At 67.5% G+C, this 21,432-nt stretch carries 17 protein-coding genes and 1 pseudogene; 11 read left to right on the top strand and 7 right to left on the bottom strand.

Annotation, left to right across the window (positions count from 1 at the left end; genetic code table 11):
- Positions 1 to 27: 27 nt before the first annotated feature.
- Entirely contained in the window at positions 28 to 1,578 is a 1,551-nt protein-coding gene (locus tag ACXDF8_RS05960) for a glycosyltransferase family 39 protein (protein WP_457222316.1), read from the bottom strand.
- A gap of 362 nt (positions 1,579 to 1,940) precedes the next feature.
- On the opposite strand from ACXDF8_RS05960, the gene ACXDF8_RS05965 reads away from it, so the two are divergent.
- Together ACXDF8_RS05965 and ACXDF8_RS05970 are read left to right on the top strand one after the other, a co-directional pair.
- Positions 1,941 to 2,387: a universal stress protein gene (locus ACXDF8_RS05965; protein WP_457222317.1), complete on the top strand. Its 447-nt coding sequence runs from the start codon at positions 1,941 to 1,943 to the stop codon at positions 2,385 to 2,387.
- 49 nt (positions 2,388 to 2,436) lie between these two features.
- The gene (locus tag ACXDF8_RS05970; RefSeq protein WP_457222318.1) at positions 2,437 to 3,447 is read left to right on the top strand and encodes a magnesium transporter CorA family protein; all 1,011 of its coding nucleotides are present in this window, start codon (positions 2,437 to 2,439) and stop codon (positions 3,445 to 3,447) included.
- 39 nt (positions 3,448 to 3,486) lie between these two features.
- Here ACXDF8_RS05970 and ACXDF8_RS05975 read toward each other — a convergent pair whose 3' ends face one another.
- Positions 3,487 to 4,164 carry an MBL fold metallo-hydrolase gene (locus ACXDF8_RS05975; RefSeq protein WP_457222319.1) on the bottom strand — a complete coding sequence of 226 codons (678 nt, stop codon included), beginning with the start codon at positions 4,162 to 4,164 and terminating at the stop codon, positions 3,487 to 3,489.
- A 118-nt stretch (positions 4,165 to 4,282) separates the two neighbouring features.
- On the opposite strand from ACXDF8_RS05975, the gene uvrA reads away from it, so the two are divergent.
- The gene (gene uvrA, locus ACXDF8_RS05980) at positions 4,283 to 7,183 is read left to right on the top strand and encodes an excinuclease ABC subunit UvrA (protein ID WP_457222382.1); all 2,901 of its coding nucleotides are present in this window, start codon (positions 4,283 to 4,285) and stop codon (positions 7,181 to 7,183) included.
- An 81-nt stretch (positions 7,184 to 7,264) separates the two neighbouring features.
- Positions 7,265 to 7,447, top strand: a pseudogene (locus ACXDF8_RS05985) (SbtR family transcriptional regulator); the annotation flags it as partial.
- A gap of 1 nt (position 7,448) precedes the next feature.
- On the opposite strand, the gene ACXDF8_RS05990 reads toward ACXDF8_RS05985, so the two are convergent.
- From ACXDF8_RS05990 to ACXDF8_RS06005, 4 genes are read right to left on the bottom strand one after another with little or no spacing between them, the layout of a single operon-like run.
- Positions 7,449 to 7,694 (bottom strand): hypothetical protein, encoded by a 246-nt coding sequence (locus ACXDF8_RS05990; RefSeq protein WP_457222320.1) that lies wholly within the window; start codon positions 7,692 to 7,694, stop codon positions 7,449 to 7,451.
- A 5-nt stretch (positions 7,695 to 7,699) separates the two neighbouring features.
- Positions 7,700 to 9,187 (bottom strand): alpha/beta hydrolase, encoded by a 1,488-nt coding sequence (locus tag ACXDF8_RS05995; RefSeq protein ID WP_457222321.1) that lies wholly within the window; start codon positions 9,185 to 9,187, stop codon positions 7,700 to 7,702.
- A 52-nt stretch (positions 9,188 to 9,239) separates the two neighbouring features.
- Positions 9,240 to 12,557, bottom strand: coding sequence for a bifunctional lysylphosphatidylglycerol synthetase/lysine--tRNA ligase LysX (lysX, locus tag ACXDF8_RS06000; RefSeq protein WP_457222322.1), 3,318 nt, complete (start codon positions 12,555 to 12,557; stop codon positions 9,240 to 9,242).
- Positions 12,558 to 12,601: 44 nt separating this feature from the next.
- On the bottom strand, positions 12,602 to 12,973 hold the full coding sequence (locus ACXDF8_RS06005) for a DUF1844 domain-containing protein (RefSeq protein ID WP_457222323.1): 372 nt from the start codon (positions 12,971 to 12,973) through the stop codon (positions 12,602 to 12,604).
- A gap of 296 nt (positions 12,974 to 13,269) precedes the next feature.
- Here ACXDF8_RS06005 and infC point away from each other — a divergent pair, with 296 nt between their 5' ends.
- The 4 genes from infC to ACXDF8_RS06025 are packed head-to-tail and all read left to right on the top strand — an operon-like array spanning position 13,270 to position 15,359.
- Complete coding sequence (gene infC, locus ACXDF8_RS06010; protein WP_457222383.1) at positions 13,270 to 13,872, top strand: translation initiation factor IF-3; 603 nt, start codon at positions 13,270 to 13,272, stop codon at positions 13,870 to 13,872.
- Between the two features lie 12 nt (positions 13,873 to 13,884).
- Positions 13,885 to 14,079 carry a 50S ribosomal protein L35 gene (rpmI, locus tag ACXDF8_RS06015; protein ID WP_457222324.1) on the top strand — a complete coding sequence of 65 codons (195 nt, stop codon included), beginning with the start codon at positions 13,885 to 13,887 and terminating at the stop codon, positions 14,077 to 14,079.
- A 48-nt stretch (positions 14,080 to 14,127) separates the two neighbouring features.
- Positions 14,128 to 14,547, top strand: a complete 420-nt coding sequence (gene rplT / locus ACXDF8_RS06020) for a 50S ribosomal protein L20 (RefSeq protein ID WP_457222325.1) — start codon at positions 14,128 to 14,130, stop codon at positions 14,545 to 14,547.
- The gene (locus ACXDF8_RS06025) at positions 14,544 to 15,359 is read left to right on the top strand and encodes a TrmH family RNA methyltransferase (protein WP_457222384.1); all 816 of its coding nucleotides are present in this window, start codon (positions 14,544 to 14,546) and stop codon (positions 15,357 to 15,359) included. The genes rplT and ACXDF8_RS06025 overlap by 4 nt, the downstream gene beginning before the upstream one ends.
- Here the strand turns inward: ACXDF8_RS06025 and ACXDF8_RS06030 are convergent.
- Entirely contained in the window at positions 15,342 to 17,144 is a 1,803-nt protein-coding gene (locus ACXDF8_RS06030; protein ID WP_457222326.1) for a helix-turn-helix domain-containing protein, read from the bottom strand. The two genes, ACXDF8_RS06025 and ACXDF8_RS06030, sit on opposite strands and share 18 nt — an antisense overlap.
- A 164-nt stretch (positions 17,145 to 17,308) precedes the next feature.
- Here ACXDF8_RS06030 and ACXDF8_RS06035 point away from each other — a divergent pair, with 164 nt between their 5' ends.
- From ACXDF8_RS06035 to ACXDF8_RS06045, 3 genes are read left to right on the top strand one after another with little or no spacing between them, the layout of a single operon-like run.
- Positions 17,309 to 18,808: an aldehyde dehydrogenase gene (locus ACXDF8_RS06035; RefSeq protein ID WP_457222327.1), complete on the top strand. Its 1,500-nt coding sequence runs from the start codon at positions 17,309 to 17,311 to the stop codon at positions 18,806 to 18,808.
- 39 nt (positions 18,809 to 18,847) lie between these two features.
- Entirely contained in the window at positions 18,848 to 20,230 is a 1,383-nt protein-coding gene (locus ACXDF8_RS06040; protein WP_457222328.1) for an MFS transporter, read from the top strand.
- Entirely contained in the window at positions 20,227 to 21,417 is a 1,191-nt protein-coding gene (locus ACXDF8_RS06045; RefSeq protein ID WP_457222329.1) for an FAD binding domain-containing protein, read from the top strand. The genes ACXDF8_RS06040 and ACXDF8_RS06045 overlap by 4 nt, the downstream gene beginning before the upstream one ends.
- Positions 21,418 to 21,432 lie beyond the last annotated feature (15 nt).

Here is a 21,432-nt window from a genome sequence, read left to right on the forward strand (position 1 = left end):
GAACCCGCTCTCAGGCAGGATGGCGCCTCATCGGATGGATTTGGTGACCTGCGCGAAGCTGAACTGCCAACGCTCGACGACGTGGAACCCGAACCGGCTGGGGACCTGATAGGCCATCGTCCGGCCAAGGCGTGGTCCGGCCGGCAGCGACGAGGCACGCTGGTGGGCGGGCAGTGTCGCGTCCCGTTCGGTGACCGTCCAGACCGCCGGGCAGCCCCACAGCTTGTCCGACCAACGCCAGATCGGAATATGACTGTCCCACAGCATATTTCGCTGAATTGCTGTTTTGCCGCGGCCATAATCGTGCAGTTTTGCGAACGCGGCAGGCCGCGCGGCGAGCAGCGGGCGGATCGGTCCCGGTTTCCAGGCGGCCGTGTTGTCCATGATCAGGCAGTCGCCGGACGCCGCGTAGCGGGTGATGACGTCGGCGACCTGGCTGTAGTCCATCGCCTCTTTGGCGTACTGCCCGCGCTGAGCCAGATAGTTGGGGGTGGCGGCGAGGCCGAAAAGCAGCAGCACGACGGTGATGCCGGCGGAGGAGCGGCCGACGGCCACGATGCACAACGCCAGGAGCAGAGCGATGGCCGGAACGGTAAAGGACAGGTAGCGCGGGTAGTAAACCGGGTGGCGCAGAACCGAATAGAGCACCAGTGCCGCGGTCGGGATGACGATCCATGCTAGTGCGATGAATATCAGGTGGACCGGACCGGGCGTCCTCGGGCCCTCTGGCAGCGGGAACCGGCGCAGCAATGCCGTGGCGATCACCGCCCCGGCGAGGATCGCGAACGGCGTTGCGTGGTCGAAATATTGGTTCTGGAGCACCTCGCCGACGGTGCGGCCGCTCAGCGGTGAGATCCAGCCGACCTGGAACAGCTGACCCTGTGCAAAGACCAGAAATGGTGCGACCACCGCGGCGGCCCCTGCCGCGACAGCCGTCCACCACCGCCGCACCGATCGGGAATCCGTCAGTACAGCCACCAGCACCGCATGCGCGGCCAGCAGCAACACCAGGAACACGTTGAGTAGGACGGCGACCGCCATCAGCGCCGAATACGTCAACCACCACCGCGCGCGGTTGCGGCGCAGCGCGACCACGCACAGCACCGTCAGCCAGGCGCCGGCCACCAGCGACAGCGCATACGAGCGGGTCTCCATGCCGGCCCAGGTGACCCGGGGCAGCACTGCGAAGACCATCCCGGCGGTGACAGCGACGGCTCGGGTGGACAGCAGCCGTCCCAGCACCACCACACCGGCGGCCGCCACGCCGACCGCCAGCGAGCTCGACACGCGCGACCAGAATTCGGTGGCCGGGAACACGCTGAACCAGCCGTGCATCAGCAGGTAGTAGAGGCCGTGGACGGCGTCGATGTTGCCCAGTAACCGCCACAGATCAGGGACCGGACGGGTGGAAGCCGAGATCGTTGCCGCTTCGTCGAACCAGAACGACGGCCGCGCCGCTCCGGCGGCACTGAACGCCGTGGCGAACAACCCCACCCACACGGCGTCGAACGGTCGGGCCAGACGACCCGACGACATGCCGTCGCCGGTGACCGGCTCCACTCGAACGGTGATACTCACTTGGGCCGTCCTGTACCCGTCTCGTTTGGTGACCCAAACGGTAACCTGCAGTTCACCCTGCCGCGCGCCGTGCTAGCCGTGGCACGTGCGACCGGCCAACCCGCGCATTTGTCATCTCCAGGATTTTCGCCATTGGTCGTCTTTGCTGTGGCAGCCCCGACATTCGGAAATACGGTGCGATCTGGATTTGCAATTGAGGCGGCTGTCAGCAAGCTCACGCGGCAGCCGGCGAGGACATTGTCGCCGGTAGAGTGGCGTCGCGCGGTATTTCGGAATTACCACGTCGCGTGAATCGCGTCCCGGCGTCGTGCCGAGGCGATAGGGTTCCGGATGGCGTTGCAATTGAAGACTGGAGGGTACGAATGGGCGGTTACAAGACCGTGGTCGTCGGCACGGACGGCTCCGATTCCTCGCTGCGTGCAGTCGACCGGGCGGGTCAGCTCGCCGGCGGTGCGGATTCGAAGGTCATCGTGGCAACCGCCTACTTCCCGGCTTCGGAAGACAGCCGCGCGGCCGACCTGCTGAAGGACGAGGGCTACAAGATGGCGGGTAACGCCCCCATCTACGCGATCCTGCGCGAAGCGCGCGATCGGGCCAAGGCCGCAGGCGCCGCCAATGTCGAAGAGCGCGCCGTGGTCGGGGCTCCCGTCGACGCGCTGGTGGACCTCGCCGAAGAGGTCGGTGCCGATCTGCTGGTCGTCGGCAACCTGGGGTTGAGCACCATCGCGGGCCGTCTGCTCGGGTCGGTGCCGGCCAACGTGGCGCGCCGGTCCAAGACCGACGTGTTGATCGTCCACACGACGGGTTAGTCGGCTGGGTTAATCGGGCCTGGCGCCTTCCGTCGCGCAGAATGGACTGATGACCCACTGCCGAACACGACTGTGGGTCGACGGCGATCTCAAGGCCGAGGATTTTCCCCTGGGGGAGGTCTCCGATCATCTCGATGAGGACGGCTCACTGGTCTGGGTGGACATGTGCAACCCGGACCACCAGGTGCTCGCCGAATTGGCCGGTGAATTGGGCTTCGATCAGCACGCCGTCGAAGACACCGTCGCCAATGCCGAACGCACCAAGGCGACGCGCTACACGAGCCATACCTTCCTGACCGTGTACGCGACGGGCCTGGGTCCGCCCGGCGCCGACGACCTGGATTCGCGGCTGCTGACCACCCGGGTCTCCATTTTCGTGCTGCACGCCGGGATCGTCACGGTGCGGCACGAAAAGGACCCGCTGCGACCGGTTTTCGACATCGACGAGGTCGTGCGCCGGTGGGACGAGAACGCCGATCTGCTTCGGTTGGGCGCCCCGGCGCTGCTGCACGGGTTGCTCGACGTGATCGTCGACGGTCAGTTCGAGACGATCCAGGATCTCGACGACGCCATCGAGTCACTGGAGGACGGCCTGTTCGACGACCGCGCGCCGACGCGCACGATCCAACGCAACACCTACCGCCTGCGTAAGGAACTGGTCGAACTACGCCGCATCGTGCTGCCGATGCGGGAGGTGATCAACACGATCATGCGGCGCCGTGCCGAGCGGGGCGACACCGTCGAGTTGGACAGCTGGTACGCCGACCTCTACGACCACGTCATCCGCGCCGCGGAGTGGACGGAGTCGTTGCGCGACATGATCACCACGGTGTTCGAGACGAATCTGTCCCTGCAGGACGCTCGGCTCAACACGATCATGAAGAAGCTCACCGGTTGGGCGGCCATCATCGCGGTGCCCACCGCCGTCACCGGCTGGTACGGGCAGAACGTGCCGTACCCGGGGTTCCAGAGCGCCGGCGGGGTGGCCACCAGCGCCCTGGTGATCGTCTCGACGTCGGGTCTGCTCTATGTGACGTTCAAACGCCGCGGCTGGCTCTGAGCCTCAGCTCACCGCGAAAATTAGCGGCCAGTTCGCGGGTTACCAGCCGCGTTCGCGCCACTGGGCCAAGCTCGGCCGCTCGGCACCGAGGGTGGTGTCGTCACCGTGGCCGGGATAGACCACCGTCGCGTCGTCGTAGGCGTCGAACAGTCGCGTGCTCACATCGTCGAGCAGCTGCTCGAACGCACCCGGCTCCCATGTCTTGCCCACTCCGCCGGGGAACAGGCAGTCGCCGGTGAACAGCTGGGTCGGCGTCGAGCCGTCGGTCGGCCGCAGCGCCAACGCCACCGAGCCCGGCGTGTGGCCGCGCAGATGGATGACGTCGAACACCAGATCGCCCACGGTGACGGTGTCGCCGCCGGACAGGATCCGGTCGGGTTTAATCGGCAGCGGCTCGGCGTCGAGTTGGTGGGCGGCGGTCGGGGCCCCGGTGGCCTCGGCGACCGCTTCCAGGGCCTGCCAGTGGTCGAAGTGCTGGTGGCTCGTGACGATGAGGGCGAGCTTGGGAGCGTGCTCGCGCACCAGGTCGACCAGCAGTTCGGGGTCGTTGGCGGCGTCGATCAACAGGCTTTCCCCGGTCCGGGAACACGTCACGAGGTAGGCGTTGTTGTCCATCGGGCCCACCGACATCTTGACGATGGTCGCCCCGGGCAGCGTTCGGCGGGCGGCGGTCCGCGGCTCGACGTGGCCGGTGTAGGTGTCGTCGACGACAGTCATGGTCGCCACGTTACTTGTCGGTGGGTCGACATAGCATGGGGGTCAATGAGCCGCGCGCGAGATGACCTGTCCTCTCGGAGGCTTCGTCGTGCCCGTAAACCCGCAGGAAGGGGAGCTGGTGGCTGACCGGCTGATCGTCAAGGGCGCGCGTGAGCACAACTTACGCAGTGTCGACCTGGACCTGCCTCGCGACAGTCTGATCGTGTTCACCGGGCTGTCCGGATCGGGAAAATCCTCGCTGGCGTTCGACACCATTTTCGCCGAGGGTCAGCGTCGCTACGTCGAATCTCTGAGCGCCTATGCCCGTCAGTTCCTCGGGCAGATGGACAAACCGGATGTCGACTTCATCGAGGGACTCTCCCCGGCGGTGTCCATCGACCAGAAGTCCACCAACCGCAACCCGCGATCCACGGTGGGCACCATCACCGAGGTCTACGACTACCTGCGGCTGCTCTATGCCCGAGCCGGCACCCCGCACTGCCCAGTCTGCGGGGAGCGCATCGCGCGCCAGACCCCGCAGCAGATCGTCGACCAGGTACTGGCGATGGACGAAGGTATCCGGTTCCAGGTGCTGGCCCCGGTGGTTCGCACCCGCAAGGGGGAGTTCGTCGACCTGTTCGACAAGCTCAACAGCCAGGGCTACAGCCGGGTGCGGGTCGACGGTGTGGTGCACACCCTGACCGATCCGCCGAAGCTGAAGAAGCAGGAGAAACACGACATCGAGGTGGTGGTCGACCGGCTCACGGTCAAGGCCAGCGCCAAGCAGCGGCTGACCGATTCGGTGGAAACCGCGCTCAACCTCGCCGACGGCATCGTCGTGCTGGAGTTCGTCGACCGGGAAGACGACCACCCGCATCGCGAGCAGCGGTTCTCCGAGAAGCTGGCCTGCCCCAACGGCCACCCGCTGGCCGTCGACGATCTGGAACCGCGGTCGTTCTCGTTCAACTCGCCCTACGGCGCCTGCCCGGAGTGCAGTGGTCTGGGCATCCGTAAAGAGGTCGATCCCGAGCTCGTAGTGCCCGATCCGGACCTGACGCTGGCCGAGGGTGCGGTCGCGCCGTGGTCGATGGGGCACACTGCGGAGTACTTCACCCGGATGATGGCGGGGCTGGGTGAGTCGATGGGCTTCGACGTCGATACCCCGTGGCGCAAGCTTCCGGCCAAGGCTCGCAAGGCGATTCTCGAGGGCTGCGACGAGCAGGTGCACGTCCGTTACAAGAATCGCTACGGCCGCACGCGCTCCTACTACGCCGAGTTCGAGGGCGTGATGGCGTTTCTGCACCGGCGGATGGAGCAGACCGATTCCGAGCAGATGAAGGAGCGCTACGACGGCTTCATGCGCGACGTGCCGTGCCCGGTGTGTGACGGCACCCGCCTGAAGCCGGAGATCCTGGCGGTCACGCTGGCCGCCGGTGACCTCGGTGCCAAGTCGATCGCTCAGGTGTGTGAGCTGTCGATCGCCGACTGTTCGGAGTTCCTCAACGAGTTGACGCTCGGGCACCGCGAACAGGCGATCGCCGGGCAGGTGCTCAAGGAAGTGCAGTCGCGACTGGGCTTCCTGCTCGACGTCGGCCTCGATTACCTGTCACTGGCCCGCGCGGCCGGCACCCTGTCCGGTGGTGAGGCGCAGCGCATCCGGCTGGCCACCCAGATCGGGTCGGGTCTGGTCGGCGTCCTCTACGTCCTCGATGAGCCGTCGATCGGTCTGCACCAGCGCGACAATCGCCGGCTCATCGAAACCCTCACGCGGCTACGGGATCTGGGCAACACCCTCATCGTCGTCGAGCACGACGAGGACACCATTGCGCACTCGGACTGGGTGGTCGACATCGGACCGGCGGCCGGCGAGCACGGCGGTCAGGTCGTGCACAGCGGGCCGTACGCCGACCTGCTGCGTAACCCCGATTCGATCACCGGGGCATACCTGTCGGGCAAGCAAACCATCGACGTCCCGGCCATTCGCCGCCCGATCGACCGGCGTAAGCAGCTGACGGTGATCGGCGCGCGTGAGCACAACTTGCACGACATCGACGTCGCGTTCCCGCTCGGAGTGCTGACGGCGGTCACGGGGGTGTCCGGTTCGGGTAAGTCCACTCTGGTCAACGACATCCTGGCCTCGGTGCTGGCCAACAAGCTCAACGGGGCCCGCCAGGTCCCGGGCCGGCACACCCGGATCAACGGACTTGACCACCTCGACAAGCTGGTCCGGGTGGACCAGTCGCCGATCGGGCGCACCCCGCGCTCCAACCCGGCCACCTACACCGGGGTGTTCGACAAGATCCGCACGCTGTTCGCGGCGACCACCGAGGCCAAGGTGCGCGGCTACCAGCCGGGCAGGTTCTCCTTCAACGTCAAAGGCGGCCGCTGCGAAGCGTGTTCGGGTGACGGCACCATCAAGATCGAGATGAACTTCCTGCCCGACGTGTACGTGCCCTGCGAGGTCTGTCACGGTGCCCGCTACAACCGGGAAACCCTCGAGGTGCATTACAAGGGCAAGACCATCTCCGAGGTGCTCGACATGTCCATCGAGGACGCCTCGGAGTTCTTCGAGCCGATCAGCAGCATCCACCGCTACTTGAAGACCCTCGTCGACGTCGGACTCGGCTATGTGCGGCTCGGTCAGCCGGCGCCCACCCTGTCCGGCGGCGAGGCGCAGCGGGTCAAGCTGGCCGCCGAATTGCAGAAACGCTCGACCGGCCGGACCGTCTACATCCTCGACGAGCCGACCACCGGCTTGCACTTCGAGGACATCCGCAAGCTCCTGAAGGTCATCAACGGCCTTGTCGACAAGGGCAATTCGGTGATCGTCATCGAGCACAACCTCGATGTCATCAAGACTTCGGACTGGATCATCGACATGGGTCCCGAAGGCGGCTCTGGAGGCGGCACCGTCGTCGCCCAGGGCACACCGGAGGACGTGGCCGCGGTGCCGGAGAGCTACACCGGCAAGTTCCTCGCCGACGTGCTCAACGCCCCGGCACCCAAGCGCAGTTCTCGGCGCCGCAAGGTCAGTGCCTGAGTCAACCCTGAACCGTCGGGCGGATGGTGATGTCGCCGATCTCCACCGCCCGCGCCAGTCGTCGGGGCGCACAGCGAAGGTTCCATCGCCGCAGCGATCACCGCACTGCTGGAGGCGGGCAAGGCCGCGGGCAGCGTGCGCGCCGACGTCGACGCGCGCGACGTCGTCTTGTTACTGGGTGGGCTGATGAAGATCGACGACGATGAGTGGGACAGCCGCGTCGATCACTTGATCGCCATCATCCTGGCCGGACTGACGGCGTAACTCAGGAACCGTCCGGCTCGCGCATCGAGGCGCGGATCTCCTCAAGCCGTTGCGCCGCGGCCTTCTGGCGCTCCTCGAACTGTTGCTCGACACTGCGCCCCTCGGGCGTCTCGGCGTCCAGTTCCGCTGCGCCCAACGCCGTCCCGAACCGCGTCTCGATCTTCTCCCGCACCGACTCGAACGTCGGAACTCCCGCCGGGGTGTAACCCGTCTCGGCCGGGGGTTCGGTGGTGGGTTCGTCGGCCATGGACGTCACCGTACTCCGGGCGGACCTCCCGCGGCCGCGATCGTGACCGGTCCGAGCGGCGGGGCCGGCGGACCCGGCAGCGCCACGGTCGGGACGCCCGGGGTGCCGATCTGGCCGGCCAGCCACGGCAGTGCCGTGGTGAACGCGCGGGCCGCGAACGGCCAGTCGTGCTTGCCCTGCGCGGAGACCACCGAGCAGTTGATCCCGTTGGCGCTGCCCAGCGCACACAGTGTGTTCGCCGCCGAGGTCTGATCGCCCGGGTTCTGCGCGGCGTCCCGGCCGCCGAGGCCGGTGGCGCCGGCGGCGACGACCGCGGGTGTGCGGTGTTGCGCCGACGGATTGCCGGAGATCGCGAACCATCCTGAAACACCTTGGTAGGGGCCGTGTCTGGTGATTACGGTGGCGGGGTCGAAACTGGCGTAGGCGATGGCGTCGCCGCCGAACAATCGGTCGATCGTCTGCGTCCTGGTGCCCGAGTTGGGTGCGAGGTCACCGGCGATGTCCTCGAAGGCGCTGAACATGTCGGGGTGCATCGTGGTGAGGTCGACCGCGCAGGTGCCGCCCATCGACCAACCCACTACACCCCAGTTGGCGCGGTTGGCGCTGACCCCGAAGTTCGACTCCATGAACGGCACAACGTCTTTGGTCAGATGGTCGGCGGAGTCGCCGCGCGGGCCGTTGACGCACTCGGTGTCGTTGTTGAATGCCCCACCGGAATCGACGAACACGAACACCGGGGCGTTGCCGTGGTGGGCCGCGGCGAACTCGTCGATGGTCTTGACGGCGTTGCCGGCTCGCAGCCAGTCGGCCGGAGTGTTGAACTCGCCGCCGATCATCATCACGGTGGGCAGTGGCGGCGGCGGGTTGGTGGCGAAGTAGGCCGGTGGCAAGTAGACGAACTCACTGCGGTGCTTGAAGTGCGACGCATCCGACGGGATATTTACCGAGACAACGGTTCCGGTGGCCGGGATCGCGTGCCGGACCACCATCGCGGTCACCGTGGCGCGATCGGTCTGATCGGGCAGTGGGCCCGCGGTGAGCTGATTCCAGGCGGTGGCAACGGTGGGGAGGTAACCGACCCACAGGTTGAGCATCAGCGCCGAGGACAGTGCGCACAGCGGTACCGCCAGCACCGACACCCCGCGCCGCCACCAACGGGCGCTGCGCCAGCCGGCGATCGCCACGATCGCCGCCAACCCGGTCAGCCCGATCCACACCCACAACTGATCGGGGGCGGGGTCGCCGGCAAGGCCGTCGTCGGCGATGCGCCAGTACGTGTAGCCCGCGACGGCGGCCCCGACGTGGGCGGCCAGCGGCAGCCACAGCAGTCGCCACCGGCGGGTCCGCCAGCCTACCGCCGCGACCAGGGCAAGTCCGGCCGCGATTTGCACCGTCAGGGGCACCCAGCCGTGCGTCAACGAAATATGTTGGCTAGTGAGGCTCGTCGCGTCTGCCAGCAGCGTGTCGGCGACCATCGTCGTCGAGGATGTCACGCCCTATATCGTGACCAAGGTTCCTTGGCAGCCGCTGTGAGCCCGCTGTCAGCTAACGCGGTTTGGCCAGCGGGAAGGGCAGCGTCTCGCGGATGCTGCGACCGGTGATCAGCATGACCACCCGGTCGACACCGACGCCGAGGCCCCCGGTAGGCGGCATGGCGTATTCCATTGCCTGCAGGAAATCCTCGTCGAGTTCCATCGCCTCGGGATCGCCGCCCGCGGCGAGCAGGGACTGCTCCTGGAGTCGGCGACGCTGTTCCACCGGATCGGTGAGCTCGCTGTAGGCGGTTCCCAGCTCGACACCCCAGGCCACCAGATCCCAGCGCTCGGCGACGCCCGGCTTGCTGCGGTGCGGACGCGTCAGCGGCGACACCGACGTCGGGAAGTCGGTGTAAAACGTCGGAGCCTGCGTGCGGTCCTCGACGAGGCGCTCGTAAAGTTCGAGGATCACCGCACCAGCGTCCCAATGCGACAGGTACGGAATATGGGCGGCGTCGCACAACCGGCGCAGCGTCGCCAGATCGGTCTCGGCGTCGATCCGTTCACCGATGGCTTCGGATACCGCGTCGTGCACCGTCTTGACGGCCCAGCTTCCCGAGATGTCGACGGGTTCGAGCGTGTCGTCGTCGCCGTCGCGGGGCCGCATCACCACTGCCGAGCCGTTGGCCGCGATCGCCGCGTTCTGGATCAGCTCCCGGCATCCGTCGATCCACATCCGGTAGTCGGCGTGGGCCTGATAGGCCTCGAGCAGGGTGAACTCCGGGTTGTGGCTGAAGTCCACTCCCTCGTTGCGAAATGCCCTGCCCAGCTCGAAAACTCGCTCGACCCCGCCGACACACAACCGCTTGAGGTAGAGCTCGGGGGCGATCCGCAGATACAGGTCCAGGTCGTAGGCGTTGATGTGGGTCTTGAACGGCCGGGCGTTGGCACCGCCGTGGATCTGTTGCAAGATGGGCGTCTCGACTTCGAGGAAGTCTTTGGCGAACAATGTTTCCCGAATCGCGTGCAGCACATTGCTGCGGGCGCGGATCAGGTCCCGGGCCTCAGGGTTGATCGCCAGGTCGACGTAGCGGGCCCGCACCCGGGCTTCGGGATCCTGCAGGCCCTTCCATTTGTCCGGCAAGGGGCGCAGGCATTTTCCGAGCATGCGCCACTGCTTGACCAGCACCGAGCGGGTCCCGTTCTTGCTGTAGCCCATGTGGCCGGTGGCTTCGACGAGGTCCCCGAGGTCGACGGCCGCGAAATCCTCGGCGGCACCGTCGAGGTCGGCTTTGTCGAGCAGCAACTGGACGTCACCGGACCAGTCACGCAACTGGGCGAACACCACACCGCCATAGTCGCGGGTGCGCAGGATCCGGCCTGCGACGCTGAGCGTCACATCATCGGCGGCCACCAGTGCTTGCGCGACGGTGTGGGTCGGCGGCGTCCCCACCGGATACGCGTCGACTCCGTTGTCCTGCAGCGTCTTCAGCTTGGCCATCCGCACGCGTACCTGGTCGGGCAGCCGCGACTCGGCGGTCTTCACCGGTTCGGTAACCGGCTCGGCGCGATCCGGGGCGCTGCCGTCTGCGTGTAGGCGCCCGGTGGCGACGAGGTCGTGTGGTACCGACGAGTGGTGGCCGGTGTGCTGTTTGGTCCGCCGCGAGAACGGCAGCACGAGAAAACCTTCGGCGATGACCGAGGCGACGCCGACGCGAGGGATCAACCGGGCGTCCTCGTAGCAGGCGTAACGCGGCACCCACTGGGGCTGGTACTTCATGTTGGAGCGGTACAGCGTCTCCAGCTGCCACCATTTGGAGAAGAACACCAGCACCGCCCGCCACAGCCTGGCGACCGGTCCGGCGCCGAGCTGGGCGCCCTGCTCGAATGCCGACCGGAACATCGCGAAGTTCAACGAGATGCGGCTGACCCCGATGTCTTCGGCGTTCTGCGCGAGTTCGGTGACCATCAGTTCGATGGTTCCGTTGGGCGACTTCGGGGAGCGCCGCATCAGGTCCAGCGACAATCCGTTGGCGCCCCACGGCACCAGCGACAGCATGGCCACCACTTCGCCTGACCCCGGGGCCTGCCCGCCGCCCTGGGTGTCGACCGCTTCCACCAGCAGGCAGTCGCCGTCGGCGGCGTCCCCGAGCCGGCCGAGCGCCATCGAGAACCCGCGCTCTGTCTCGGTGTCGCGCCAGGTGTCCGCGCGCTTGACCACCTCGGCCATCTCCTCGGCGCTGAACTCGCGATGCCGGCGCATCCGCACCGTGAGCCCGGCCCGCCGGGCCCGGGTCACCGCCTGGCGGACGGCGCGCATGTCCGAGCCCGACAGGTGGAACTGGTCGGGATAGAGGATCGCCTCGTCGCCCAGCTGCAGCGCGTTGAGGCCGGCCTCCCGGTAGGCCTGCGCCCCGGTCGAACTCGCGCCCATCACCCCGGGTGCCCAGCCGTAGTCCTGGCACAGGTCTAGCCATGCGGTGATCGCCTGCTGCCAGGCGCGCGGGTCGCCCACCGGGTCGCCGCTGGCCAGGCTGACACCCACTTCGACGCGGTAGGTGATCGCGGCGCGGCCGTTGGGCGCGAACACCACGGACTTGTCGCGGCGGGTGGCGAAGTACCCCAGCGAGTCGTTCTTGCCATAGCTCTCCAGCAGCCCGCGGATCGCGGACTCGTCCTCGCCCGTCAGTGCGTTCTCGGCGCGCTGGGACTGGAACAGCACGATGGCGGCCACCATCAGAGCCAGCGCGCCGAACAGGCCGAGCGCTGCGTTGACGAGGACATGCGGATGCCCACTGAATGATTCAGCGCCGGCACCGGCGAACGCGCCGACTCGGTTCAGGGCGTACCAGAACCGGTCGTCGCGGGCCAGCGAACCGGGGAAGAACTCCAGCAGGCCCCACCCGATCAGGGTGCCGACGGCCAGTCCGGCGACCAGGGTCAGCGCGGCCTTGAGCAGCGCGCCGCGTCGGACCCTGGCCCAGAACTCCTTGTAGGCGAGCAGCAGGAGACCGATTGCGGTCACGTGGAACACCAGGCCGATGACCTCGCCGGCGTCCACCACCGCCGACGAATCGTCGGAGATCAGGTCGACGATGTTCCACACCGACGCGGCGGCCATGTAGAAGACCAGGATCCACCAGGCGATCCGCTTGCGCGCCGCCAGTGCGGCGGCCAACAGCGCCAGGACGAACGCCCAGGCGAAGCTGGTGTCGGGGAAGTTGAACAGGTAGTCGTTGATGAACTCGCGCGGGATCCGGATGACGTGCCGCAGGATCGTCGACACACTCGAGAGCAAGGACAGCGTCGCGATGACGCCGATGATCCACCCGGCGGCGGCGGGCACCCACGGGAACTTCGAAGCTGGCCGACTCGTCGTGACGGTCATAGGGGGCGAGGATATGCGTTCGGCATCTGAATTGTCTGTGCCGGCTACCAGACCGGGCCGGTGTATTTTTCGCCAGGGCCGTGGCCGGGTTCATCCGGGGCGGCGCTGGCTTCCCGGAACGCCAGTTGCAGGCTCTTGAGCCCGTCGCGGATGGGTCCGGCGTGCGGGCCGAGGAATTCGGCCGAGGCGGTCACCAGCCCGGCCAGGGCGGTGATCAGGCGGCGCGCCTCGTCGAGGTCACGGTGCTCGCTGGTGTCGGGATCGGGGGAGGACAGCCCGATCTTCTCGGCGGCGGCGCTCATCAGCATCACAGCGGCCCGGGTGATCACCTCGACAGCGGGAATGTCGGCCAGGTCGCGAGCGGGCGGTTCGGTCCGGGGGTCGGTCGGAGAAGGCGATGCTGGAGAATCCGTCATGCCTGCTAGACTGGCATGCACGACCGTCCCGGCTTACGCCAGGGACAGCAAGTGGAGTCCCACTCCCACCGTCCGCCACGGAGTCTTCCGTAGGTACGACGGTCCGGTCACAGATACCGCAAGGGTATCTGTTCTGCGGTTTCGCAGGCGGCGACAGCCGTGATCGGTCGGCACGGGCCCTGCTTCATGCAGGGCTTTTCTGTTCTTGGAACAGAACGCTGATGGCGTGGCCCCTCTTGCTGATCCCGGTGTGACACCGCGGTGGTCCGCAGAGGAAACCGAACCAGGGAGGCCCCATCAGCACTGAGACCCGCGTCAACGAGCGCATCCGCGTACCTGAAGTCCGTTTGATCGGACCGGGTGGGGAGCAGGTAGGCATCGTGCGCATCGAAGATGCCCTTCGCGTCGCCGCAGATGCCGATCTCGATCTTGTCGAAGTAGCCCCGAATGCCAGACCACCGGTCTGCAAGATCATGGACTACGGCAAGTACAAATACGAGACGGCTCTCAAGGAGCGCGAGTCTCGCAAGAACCAGCAGCAGACCGTCGTCAAGGAACAGAAGCTGCGGCCCAAGATCGACGACCACGACTATCAGACCAAGAAGGGTCACGTCATCCGCTTCCTCGAGGCGGGGTCGAAGGTCAAGGTCACGATCATGTTCCGCGGACGCGAGCAGTCCCGGCCCGAACTCGGGTATCGGTTGCTGCAGCGGCTGGGCGCCGACGTCGCCGATTACGGCTTCGTCGAGACGTCCGCCAAGCAGGACGGCCGCAATATGACGATGGTGCTGGCACCGCACCGCGGCGCGAAGACTCGTGCCAAGGCGGCTCATGACGCCGACGTGCCCGCAGGGCGCCCGGCCGAGACGCAGCCCACCGAATCGCCCGACACCACGTAGAACTGAGGACACATGCCCAAGGCGAAGACCCATAGCGGCGCCAGCAAGCGTTTCCGCAAGACCGGCACCGGCAAGATCGTGCGGCAGAAGGCGAACCGTCGCCATCTGCTCGAGCACAAGGCGTCCAAGCGCACCCGCCGGCTCGACGGCCGCACCACCGTGTCGGCCAATGACACCAAGCGTGTCAACGCGATGCTGAACGGCTGAACACCGTAGCCCCCTTTGTTTTGACCGATCGAGAATAGGAAGACCGCAATGGCACGCGTGAAGCGCGCACTCAATGCCCAGAAGAAGCGGCGCACAGTACTGAAGGCGTCGAAGGGCTACCGCGGCCAGCGCTCGCGGCTTTACCGCAAAGCCAAAGAGCAGCAGCTGCATTCGTTGACCTACGCCTACCGGGACCGTCGTGCCCGCAAGGGTGACTTCCGCAAGCTGTGGATCTCCCGCATCAACGCGGCCGCCCGCGCCAACGGCATCACCTACAACCGGCTGATCCAGGGCCTCAAGGCCGCCGGTGTGGAGGTGGACCGCAAGAACCTCGCCGAGATCGCCGTCAGTGATCCGGCTGCGTTCACCGCGCTGGTCGAGGTCGCCAGGGCCGCACTGCCGGAGGACGTCAACGCACCGTCCGGAGCCGCTGGGTCGGCGACATCCGGCAGCGGTGAAGCCGCCTGACATTTCCCTTGTCGGAGGCACTTACCGAACGATCCGCCCGGGTGGTCGCTGCAGCCAAACTGCAGCGCCACACCGGGCGTCGTCGTGCTGGGCGCTTTCTGGCTGAGGGACCCAACCTGGTCGAGGCGGCGGTACGCAGCGACCTGGTGCTCGAAGTGTTCGCCACCGAGGCGGCCGCGGATCGCCACGCCGACCTGCTGACCGGCTTGCCCGTCCACGAGGTGACCGAGCGGGCCGCGAAAGCGTTGTCCGAGACCGTGACTCCGCCGGGCCTGGTAGCGGTCTGCCGGCTGCCGGAGGCCGACCTTGCCGATGTACTGGCGGCCCGGCCGCGGCTGCTGGTCGTTGCTGTCGAGTTGTCGGAGCCCGGCAATGCCGGCACGCTGATCCGGCTCGCCGACGCCATGGGGGCGGCGGCGGTGATCTTCGCCGGGCACGGTGTGGACCCCTACAACGGCAAGTGCCTGCGATCCTCGGCGGGCAGCATCTTCACGGTCCCGGTGGTGATCGACCCGGACACCGGAGCGACGGTGTCCCGGCTGCGGTCGGCGGGTCTGCAGGTGCTGGCGACAACACTCGACGGGGAGCTGAGCCTGGACGACGCTGACGCGGTGTTGACCGGGCCGACCGCCTGGGTACTCGGCTCGGAGGCGCACGGGCTGTCCGCCGAGCTGGCTGCGTTGGCCGATCACCGTGTGAGCATCCCGATGACGGGCGGCGCTGAAAGCCTCAATGTGGCTGCAGCCGCGGCGATCTGCCTCTATCAGAGTGCACGCGCTCAGCGGTCCGGTGCTTCAGGGCATGCCGGCTAGGTCATAGACGGTCAGCGCCGCGGTGTAATGCATGATTGCCGCGGGGTCGTCGATGTCGAGCTCGCACAGCTTCTCGATCCGGCGTAACCGCTGCGCCACCGTGTTGGGGTGGATCAACAGGGCGGTGGCGGTGGCGGTTCGGTCTCGCCGGCAGGCGAGGTAGGTGCGCAGTGTCGCAACGAGTTCGGTGCGGTGTTCGGCGTCGTAATTCACGATCGGCCGCAACGCACGCAGCGCGAACTCATGCAGTCTGGCCGAGTCGTCGATCTGCAGGAGCAGTCCGACGATGCCGAGATCGGCGACGGTGACCACCGTACCGCTACGCCCGGCCCGCACGGCGATCTGCAAGGCGCCCTTGGCAATACGATAGGACTCTGCATAGGTTGCGCTGCGCTCGTCGGACACCGCCACGGTCACCTCGGCGCCGGGAACGGCCATTTCCAGGGTGCGCAGGATCGCCGTGGTGAACGGTATGGGATCGGATTTCTCGATCGGTGCCGCGGACGGCGGCCATAACACGACCACCTGTCCGGCGTGCATGGCGACCAATGGCCGGGGGTGGTAGCCCGCGGCGAACCTGGCTACCTGAGACAGCGCCCGCTCGTAGGAACGCGGCTCGGATCGCCCGGCTGGCGCGGTCACCGCGGCCACCATCGCCCGGTGCGGCACCGTGAGATCGTGGCCCAGCCGTCGCGCCCGCTCCAGCAGGGCCTCAGGTGGTGTGGCCCGGCTGGCCAGCAGGTCGGCCAGCAGCTCGCCGCGCAGTCGGTATTCGACCTCGTCGGCCGTTCGGGCCCGCAGCAACTCCAGCGCCACCACCAAGCAGGCGTGTTCGACTGCGCGTGAGTCGATCGCGCCCAGCGGCGAGTCGTTGTCGGGCAACCAGAGTCGTGCCACGATTTCGCTGCCCAGCTGAACGGCGCTGACGAACCACCGGCTACCGGTGGTGTCGTCGGCGAGGGGAACCGGTGTCGAACCGGCCGTGTCGTCGGCACCGACCGCCGCGGCCCGCCAGGCTGCGGTCGGGAAGACGGTGCTGTCGCCGGCGAGCACCCCGTGTCGGGCATCCTCGATGAGCACGGACCTGCCGAGCAGCTCTCGGAGTGTCGCCGCGATGCCGTCGAGACCGCCGGATCGCAGCGTGACGCCGAGCAGTCGTTGGTGGATCTGTTCGGAGCGGCGCAACATATCCCGCTGCTCGAGCAACGACACATTGAGGGCGCGCAACTCCTCGAGCCGGCTGGCTGAGGTCAGCGCGATGGCAGCGTGATTGGCCAGCAACGACATTCGTGCGACGGCGTGCTTGGTGAACGTGTGGACCGGGGCGTAATAGCCGTTGAGGGTGCCCAGCACCTCGTTGTGGGCGACCAGCGGAACCGCGATCACGGCCCGGTACCCCTGCTCGCGGGCGATCCCGGCCCACAGCGCGAACTCCGGCTCGGCCGTGACGTCGCGGATCGCCACTGCCGTCCCGGTGTGAAAGGCGCGGCTCGACGGCGAGGTGCTGTCCAGATCCAACTGGATCGGCCGGTCGGAGTTGACCCGCTGCACATACTCGTCGGACAGCCCGCTCCACCCGGCGATCCGCAGCCGCTGGCGGTCGTGGTCGGGGACCAGCACACCACAGAAGTCGAAACCGAGCAGCGTCCTGGCCGTATCGGCGACCAGTGTGAGCACCTGACCGACATCGGTATCGGTCGCCGCCGCCGCACTCAGCACGCCCAATGCATCGAGCCAGGTCAACAACTCCAACCCGGACCGCTGCGGGGCTGATTCCTCGACCATCCCGTCATTGTGCCCCGACTAGATGTTCTGGAGAACACTTAGTTGGCAGATTTATGTCTCAGGAGACATTGAGGGTTGGCAGGTGTGTGACCACACTCATAGTCAGTGCGCCCGGACGGCGGACGGACCACCGACCAACCGAAGCGAGCGGATGTGAGGACTTCATGAGCTACGCCAATACCCCGACGGCGACCCGCCCCCGAGCTGGCGGGCAGGACTCGCCGGCGGTCCGTGACATCGTCAACCCGTCGACCGGCGCGGTCATCGCCACCGTCACCGAAGCCGGCGCCAGTGACGTGGATGTGGCGGTCGCCCGGGCGTTGGCGGCCTTCGAGAACGGCCCGTGGCCGGCCATGGTGCGCAGTGAGCGCGCAAAGCTGTTGCTGCGCATGGCCGACGCCGTCGAAGCGGCCGCCGAGCGGCTCTACACTCTGGAAGCCCAGAACAACGGCAGGCCGATCACCGAGACTCGCGCCCAACTGTCCCGGGTGCCGGAGTGGTTCCGTTACAACGCCGGCCTGCTGGCAGCACAGCGCGCGGCCGTGCTGCCCGGCGACGGTCCGTATCTGACCTACCAGCAGCGGCTTCCGCTGGGGGTGTGCGGCATCATCACCCCGTTCAACCACCCGATGCTCATCCTGGCCCGCAGCCTCTCCGCGGCGCTGGCCAATGGAAACACCGTCGTGGTCAAGCCGTCCGAACTGACCCCGCTCACCACCATGGCACTGGCCGACATCCTCGCCGAGGCCGGACTTCCCGACGGCGTGCTCAACGTCGTCACTGGCGGCCGGCCCGCAGGCGAACGGCTCACAGGTCACCCCGACATCGCCAAGATCACCCTGACCGGCGGCACCGAGGCCGGCCGCGCGGCAGCGGTCGCGACGGCATCGCGGTTCGCCCGGATCACCGCCGAACTCGGCGGGAAAACCCCGGTTTTGGTCTTCGATGACGTCGATCCCGTTGCCGCCGCGGAGGGAGCGGCTTTCGCGGCCTTCGTCGCCGCCGGTCAATCCTGCGTCGCCGGTTCACGTTTCCTGGTCCACCGCAGGATCTACGACCGGTTCGTCGAAGCGTTGGCCGAGCGCGCGCGGGCCATCCGGCTCGGTGATCCGACCCTGCCGGCCACGCAGATGGGCCCGCTGATCAGTGCCGTTGCGCGGGACAAGGTTGCGGGGATGATCGACGCCGGCCTGCGCGAAGGAGCCCGACTGGCCGCTGGCGGCGGCACCCCGGACCTGCCGGCGCATCTGGAAGACGGCTTCTTCCTCGAACCCACCGTCCTGGCCGACGCCACCATGGACATGTCCGTCGCCACCACGGAGATCTTCGGACCGGTGGCCGTGGTGATCCCGTTCGACGACGAAGCCGAGGCCGTCCAGATGGCCAACAACAACCGCTACGGGCTGGGCGCCGGGGTGTGGACGACGGACGTCGCTCGGGCGCATCGGGTGGCCGAACGCATCGTCGCCGGGATGGTGTGGGTGAACGACCACCACCGGTTGGAGCCCTCGCTGCCGTGGGGTGGCGTCAAGGAGTCTGGCCTGGGCAAGGACGCGGGCACCGAGTCGTTCGAGGACTTCTCCTGGGTCAAAACCATCGTCGTCCGGACCGCCGCCGAACCGGTCGACTGGTACGGCGACCGGCAGAACGACCGGCTGAACTAATCCGACATGACCAAACCACAACGCAGTGAGGGGAATTCGATGGCAACCGCAAGCGGGGGACCACCCACGGCAGGCGCCGGCTGGCGGCGGGAGATCACCCGCACGCAATGGCTGGTGCTAGCCGGAACCACCCTGGGCTGGGGCCTCGACGGATTCGCCGGCAGCCTCTACGTCCTGGTGCTCGGCCCGGCCATGACCGAGCTACTGCCGCACAGCGGAATCGACGCCACCCGCGCCACGATCGGAATGTACGGCGGCCTGACGATGGCTCTGTTCCTGGCCGGCTGGGCGACCGGCGGCATCCTGTTCGGGATGCTCGCCGATTACTTCGGACGTACCCGAGTGCTCTCGGCGGGCATCTTGACCTACGCGGTGTTCAGCGCCGCGGCCGCCTTCGCCGACAACTGGTGGCAGCTGGGCATCCTGCGGTTCGTCGCCGGCCTGGGGTCGGGCGTCGAGGCGCCGGTCGGTGCCGCCCTGATCGCCGAGACCTGGCGAAACCGCTTCCGCGCCCGCGCCGGTGGCGTGATGATGTCCGGCTACGCCGCCGGGTTCTTCGCCGCCGCGGGTGCCTACGCACTGATGGGCAGCCAGGGCTGGCGCGCCATGCTGATGCTCGCCGGGCTGCCCGCGTTCGTCGTCTGGTTCATCCGGCGGTTCGTGCCCGAACCGCCGGAGATCAGCGCGCACCTGCACTCCCGGCGTCAGCGTAAAGCGCAGGGCACCAACAGCGCTCATGATCGATTCGTGCTGTGGCGGTTGTTCGCCCCGCCGCTGCGGCGACCGATGCTGGTGTGCACTGCCCTGGCGACCGGCGCGCTGATCGCCTTCTGGAGCGTGTCCACCTGGTATCCGCAGATCATCCGGCAACTGACCGCGGCGGCGAACCTGCCGTCGGCGCTGGCCGACCACCGGGTCGCGGTCGCGGCCATGGTATTCAACGCCGGCGGTGTCGTCGGCTACGCGTCGTGGGGCTTCATCGCCGACCTGATCGGCAGGCGCAAGACCTTCCTGATGAGTTTTGTCGTGTCCGCCGTCGGCATCGTCTGGACGTTCCCGTTCGAGCGCAGCTATCCCGAATTCCTCCTTGCCATGCCGATTCTGGGCTTCGGCCTCTTCGGTGCACTGTCGGGCACGTTCATCTACGCCCCGGAACTGTTCCCGCCCAGCGTGCGGGCCACCGCACTCGCGGTGTGCAACAGCGTCGGGCGCTACGTCACCGCGCTGGGGCCGTTGAGCGCCGGGGTCATCGCCACCAGCTGGTTCGGTGGGAATCTGGGCCAGGCCACCGCCTGGGTCTCGGCGCTGGGACTGATCGCCGTCGTCGGCCTGGCTTTCGCAGCCGAGACCCGAGGTGCGCCGATGCCGGCCGACCCAGTCGCCGAACACGCCGTCCGCTACGCCGAAAAGAGCCAGTCGTGAACGAATACTCCGGTGCCACAGCCGTCGTCGTCGGCGGATCCATCGGTGGCCTGACCGCGGCCCTGCTGTTGCGCGATCTCGGATTCGCAGTCGAGGTGTACGAACGGACACCGACACCGCTCGACGGGCGGGGCAGCGGCATCGTTCTCCAGCCGGACACGGTGCGCTGGTTCACCGAGCGCAGCAGCCAGAACCTCGCCGACCTGCAGACCCGTACCTCCTATGTTCAGTACCTGCAGCGCGATGGTGGGGTCGCGCACCGGGAGGAGGCCACCTGGACCTACACCTCGTGGGGGACCTTTTATCGCGCGCTGCTCGCCGACTTCGGCACCGAGCGCTACCACTACGGCGAATACGCTTGCGGATTCAGCCAGGATGCCGACCGAGCGACCGTCAGGTTCGTCAGCGGGACCACGGCCTCGGCCGACCTGGTGGTCTTCGCCGACGGCATCACCTCCACCGCGCGGGAACGTTTCGACCCGCACGCCACCCTGAGCTACGCCGGCTACATCGGGTGGCGCGGCACCGTGGCCCGCTCGGTCCTGACCCCGCAGACCCGGGCGGCGCTCGACGACGCGATCACTTACGCCGTGGTGCCGCACTCACACATCACCATGTACCCGATACCGGGCGAGCACGATCTCGACGCAGCGCATGGGCTGATGAACTACGTCTGGTACCGCAACGTGCCCGCGGGCCCGGAGTTGACCGAGATGCTGATCGACAAGCGGGGGTTCCACGGGTCGGTGTCGGTGCACCCGGGCCAGGTGCAGGATCGCTATGTCGACGAGATGTGCTGTGCCGCAGAAGAACTGTTCGCCCCTGCAGTGGCCGAGGTCGTGCTCGCCACCGAAACCCCGTACCTGCAAGTGCTCTCCGACGTCAGGTCGTCGCGCATGGCGCAGGGCCGGGTGGCCCTCATCGGCGACGCGGCATGCGCGTCACGTCCACACGCCGCAGCCGGGACCGCCAAGGCGGCCGCCGACGGCTGGGCACTGGCCGCCGCGCTGCGCGATGCCGGCGGCGGCATCCCGTCGGCGCTGACCAAGTGGGAACCGGGCCAACTCCATCTCAGCGACACCCTGCTGCGGCGGGTGGTCGACATGGGGGAGCGGTCCCAGTTCCACAACACCTGGATTCCCGGTGACCCCGATCTGCGCTTCGGCCTCTACGGCCCCGGACGCTAACCACCCCGAAAGGAA

It is taken from the genome of Mycolicibacterium sp. CBM1 (assembly GCF_054073305.1).